This is a genomic window from Nesterenkonia massiliensis, from assembly GCF_000455245.1.
In the GTDB taxonomy this organism is placed as follows: Bacteria; Actinomycetota; Actinomycetes; order Actinomycetales; family Micrococcaceae; genus Nesterenkonia; species Nesterenkonia rhizosphaerae.
The window spans coordinates 102,600-107,220 of sequence record NZ_HG005172.1; the positions used below are offsets into that span (position 1 = coordinate 102,600).

The 4,621-nt window shown below is 59.4% G+C and carries 4 protein-coding genes; all 4 read left to right on the plus strand.

All coding sequences use genetic code 11. From position 1 onward, the window contains the following. Positions 1-598 precede the first annotated feature (598 nt). The 4 genes from TX78_RS11160 (at position 599) to TX78_RS11175 (ending at position 4,405) form a co-directional block, all read left to right on the plus strand. The gene (locus TX78_RS11160) at positions 599-1,276 is read left to right on the plus strand and encodes a response regulator (RefSeq protein ID WP_456152317.1); all 678 of its coding nucleotides are present in this window, start codon (positions 599-601) and stop codon (positions 1,274-1,276) included. A 140-nt stretch (positions 1,277-1,416) separates the two neighbouring features. Continuing rightward, positions 1,417-2,391: a sensor histidine kinase gene (locus TX78_RS11165; protein WP_233722255.1), complete on the plus strand. Its 975-nt coding sequence runs from the start codon at positions 1,417-1,419 to the stop codon at positions 2,389-2,391. A 167-nt stretch (positions 2,392-2,558) separates the two neighbouring features. Next, on the plus strand, positions 2,559-3,653 hold the full coding sequence (locus TX78_RS11170) for a DUF418 domain-containing protein (RefSeq protein WP_147640486.1): 1,095 nt from the start codon (positions 2,559-2,561) through the stop codon (positions 3,651-3,653). Between the two features lie 131 nt (positions 3,654-3,784). Beyond that, a complete protein-coding gene (locus TX78_RS11175; RefSeq protein ID WP_044496272.1) occupies positions 3,785-4,405 on the plus strand; it encodes a DUF305 domain-containing protein in 621 nt (206 codons plus the stop codon). Positions 4,406-4,621: the final 216 nt, after the last annotated feature.

Here is a 4,621-nt window from a genome sequence, read left to right on the forward strand (position 1 = left end):
GGAGAACTGGTGCCCTTAGAAGCTAACGGGGGCGGTCGCAAACCGTTTTCGATCTGCCTCAATCCGCAACTGCGGGTTGAAGGCTAGTTTTTTGTGGATGGCTTCAACGGAGGGATCTGTTTGCACCACAATGGATTGGAGCCTGTCTCGCGACACCGGGGTTTACCGTGTGATCTGGTTATTCTCCGGGTCGCAAAATTGCGTTGACCTGGTGCCATCCGGCATTGATGTCGTGAACGCTAATGCCGTTGGAGACGGTCGCGGAGATCACCTGGCCGTTGCCGATGTAGATGGCACTGTGACTGCTGGGTTGGGGTAGTTCTGCGAGCACCTAGATGTGGTTGCTGAGGGTTTCGCTGGGTGGTGGGGCGCTACGCTAAGGTTCAACTCCTCTGTCGAGCACGAGACAGACTTTATAACAGTTCTGCATCATTGTCACAATTAGGTAACGAAATGCGCGGTGAAGCCAGGCTGTTTCGATCCGTAGCTGAGTTTTCGCGATTGATTGGTTCGGACAGCCATCGGGCGGGGCGTGCGTTCGGGGGTCTTCCTCTATCGTCTAGGAATGGCCTCTAGAACGAGAACTGAATTGCCAACTGTGCTCGTAGTGGACGATGAGGCGCCGCTGGTGCGCCTGGTCCAGGAGTATCTGCGCCGGGATGGGCTGTGGGTCGAGGCCACCGGTAACGGTCCTGACGCGGTGCAGATGGTAGCTGAGCTTGAACCGACCGTTGTGGTCCTCGATTTGGGGTTGCCTGGGATGGATGGGGTGGAAGTGTGCCGGCGGATCCGAACTTTCTCAGACTGCTATGTGATTATGCTGACGGCTCGCGCTGATGAGGTGGACCGTCTCATAGGTTTGTCGGTGGGCGCCGATGATTACGTGACTAAACCCTTCAGCCCGCGTGAACTGGTGCTGAGGGTCCGCGCTATGCTGCGGCGGTCGCGTCCTGAGTCGGCAGCAGAAAGGCACCGGCACAGGGCGGGAGCTCTGATGGTGGACACGAGCGCGCGCGAAGTGTGGCTTGACGACAGCCAAGTGGAGTTGACCCCGACCGAGTTTGAGCTGCTGTCAGCTCTGATCACTGAACCCGGGACCGCAAAGTCCCGCCGCGAACTGATTACCCAAGTCTGGGGTGAAGAGTGGATAGGAGATGAGCATTTGGTCGATGTGCACATCGGCAACCTCCGGCGAAAGATACATGACGACCCGGCTTGGCCTCGCTTCATTCATACCGTGCGTGGCGTGGGATATAAGTTGCGGACGGGCGAATGATACCTGACCGGCAACCGTGGGGCGCCAGGCTTGGGGTCCGGATACTTCTGGCTGCCATTCTTGTCCTTGGGGTTGGGGCTCTGACAGCTTGGGTCGTGGCCCTTGCCATCGGACCAGCGATTTTCCACGAGCACATGCTTATGGTTGAGACTTCCAATCCGGACCCAGAGGTGGTGAAGCACGCTGAGGAGGCCTTCGACGCATCGTGGCAGCTCTCTTTGTTGTTGGCCCTGATTGCAGCCGGGGTAGCGTCCGTTTTGGTCAGTGCCTTTCTTGCCCGCCGCATCGCAGGCACCCTGAACAAGGTGCGTAGCGCTGCGATTCAGGTGGCGCAAGGCGATTACAGTGCCCGAGTGCCAGAGGGCGCCATGGGTGCAGAATTCACCGAGATGATTTCGGCGTTCAATCGAATGGCTTCGGAACTCGACGAGACAGAACACACTCGAAAGCGGCTTCTGTCTGACTTGGCTCACGAGATGCGAACACCTGTAGCCACCGTCGATGGTTATCTGGAGGCGATGCTCGACGGGGTGGCGGCCGCCGATTCAGAAACTCTGACCATGCTGCGTGAGCAGACTGATCGTCTCAAGCGTCTCGCGGAGGACGTTTCACTGGTGAGTTCTGCCGAAGAACACCGATTGAGCATGGAGCCCCAGGCTGTCTCGGTCGCTGAACTCGTCAGTCTCGCGCATGGACAAGCCCGTAGCTTTTACGCAGCGCGTGATGTCGATCTGCAGATTGAGGAAGAGGCCGAGGATGCCATAGTGGTCGGGGACCGTGACCGCCTTTCACAAGTTCTGACGAACCTGCTAGACAACGCCTTGCGTCACACGCAACCGGGTGATCAGGTCACCCTTCGAACCGGCAGCGACTCAGCGACGGTTCTTCTCAGCGTGGAAGATACTGGTCACGGGGTAGCGCCAGAGCACCTTCCTCACCTGTTCGAAAGGTTTTACCGTGTCGACACCGCCCGTGATCGCGCCCACGGCGGTTCCGGTATCGGGTTGACGATCGTGCGCTCCATCGTTGAAGCCCATGGCGGCAATGTAAGGGCCGAGAGTCGCGGACCGGGGCATGGTGCACTCTTTACAGTGGAGTTGCCGCGTCATGACTGACGCACAGCGCTGATCAGCTGTCCTCGATGTTTGATGAAGGTTCAATGAAGATTCGACCAAGGGGCCCCTTAATTGAGCCGTTTAGCCACGGCGGTTGTCTAGCCTAGAAGGTCGCGGAATGAGATCGCGCGTACCGAAGACCGTATTCTGAGCCAGGGAGAGCGAGCGTGTCACCTCCTAGCACGTCCTCCCTCGAGCAGAGCGAGAGGCCAGGCCCGTGGCGTCTCGCCGGACTGGACGCGGCTCGGGGTCTCGCCGTGGCGGGCATGATCGTCGTCAATGTCGGGCCTCGCGGCGCAGACAGCTTGGCCGAGACGCTCTACCGCCTCCCTTACGGGCGAGCTTCGTTGTTGTTCATGATCTTAGGGGGCATCGGGTTCTCCCTGCTGACTCGGCGGGCCCGGAGCGGAGAAACTCCGATACCGGTGGGCTCTATCCTGTGGCGGGCACTGGTGCTGTTCGTGGGCGGGCTGCTTCTCCAAGCCCTGGACCACGGCGTCTCAGTGATTCTAGTGACTTACGCTGCCCTGTTTATCGTGGCGTTGCCCTTCACTCGGGCCGCCGGGGGCGTGCTGCTTGTTCTTGCCGGATTCAGTGCCTCGCTCGGACCCATACTGTGGCTCGCGGTTCAGGAACGCACTGACAAGGCCTTCGACCGGCATCCGCTGACAGCCACCGATTCCCCCGGAGAGCTCCTGGCCGGCACTTTCATCACTGGGCCCTATCCTGTGGCAGTATGGGCTGCCCCGTTCCTCCTCGGGATGTGGCTTGGGCGGCGGGACCTGTCCAGTCAGCTCTTGAGCACCCGGCTCATAATGTGGGGCGCCGTGAGCGCCCTAGGAGCCAGGACAATCTCGATTGCACTCATCGCCTATATGGGTGAACCCACCAGTCATCTGGTCTGGCAACGGCTGATCAGCTCTGTGGCTCATTCCCAGATGCCGCTGTGGCTGGTGGAAGGCACTGGCGCGGCTCTCTTCGTGCTGGGGCTATGTCTGAAGATTGCTGACCGCTGCGTCCAGAGCTGGCTGGAGCCCCTGGTGAAGCTGGGGCAGTTGGCCTTCACTGCCTACGTGGGTCATCTGCTGATTCTTGCCCTCGCGGTCCGGCCTGGGCCTGCGACCCTTCCTGAAGGGCTGGTGGTCAGTGCCCTGATCCTTGTCGCGCTTATAGTTTTCTCGCTCACCTGGCGTCGGCTGGTCACCCGAGGGCCGCTGGAAATGCTTCTGAGGCCGCCGCGGCTGTGGCCGTCTGGCACGTGAGCTTCGACACCCCCCTATCAAGCGGGAGTTTAACTTTCCTAAAGATCCTTTGAAGGACCCATTTCTGGCGAGACTGGCGGCTTGATCCTCATGTCTACTTGAGAGCGAACCAATTCAAAGGAGATCAAGGTATGGAGACTAGACTCAGTGCTGTGGTGGCCAGTGTGTTTGCGGCATCTTTTGCACTTACCGCTTGTGGAGATTCCGCTCAGGACGCCGAAGACCCTGTCGGCGATCCGGCCGCGCAGAACGAACAAACGGAAACTGCCAATGGCGGCGAGTACAACGATTCTGACGTCGAGTACGCCTCAGGGATGATTGTTCACCACCAGCAGGCGGTGGAAATGGCGGACATCTTGTTACAGACCGATGATGCAGATCCCGAGGTCGCGGCGTTGGCAGAAGACATCCGAGCCGCTCAGCAGCCCGAGATTGAGCAGATGCAATCGTGGCTTGAGACTTGGGGCCATGAACCCGACGACGACGGCGACCACGGCGACATGCTGGACGATGGTGGCCACGACGGCATGATGAGTGAGGAAGACCTCGCTGATCTGGAGTCTGCCGAGGGGGACGAAGCGTCCCGCCTGTTTCTAGACCAGATGATCATCCACCATGAAGGTGCCGTGAGTATGGCCGAAGACCACCTCGAGACGGGGGAGAATCCGGAGGCGCTGGAATTCTCCGAGAACGTCATCTCCGACCAGTCTGCAGAGATCGAAGAGATGGAAGAAATGCGCGACAGCCTCTGAGTCATCTGCGGTATTTCCCAATAACTTATCGAACTCCTCAGTACCTAGGAGGACCTCCACCATGATCCGGACCAGTCACACCAGACGATTCAGCACGAGCGCTGTGGCCCTGACAGCGATGGTGTTTGTTGCAGCATGTTCATCTGAAGACCCCTCAGTCACTTCTGGGGGCAGTAACACTGCGCTTTCAGCCTCCGAGCTGCAGGACGCCTCCGT

Coding starts and splice junctions, on each gene's coding strand:
- TX78_RS11165 (WP_233722255.1), top strand. CDS start 1,417: ATGGTTGAGACTTCCAATCCGGACCCAGAGGTGGTGAAGCACGCTGAG.
- TX78_RS11175 (WP_044496272.1), top strand. CDS start 3,785: ATGGAGACTAGACTCAGTGCTGTGGTGGCCAGTGTGTTTGCGGCATCT.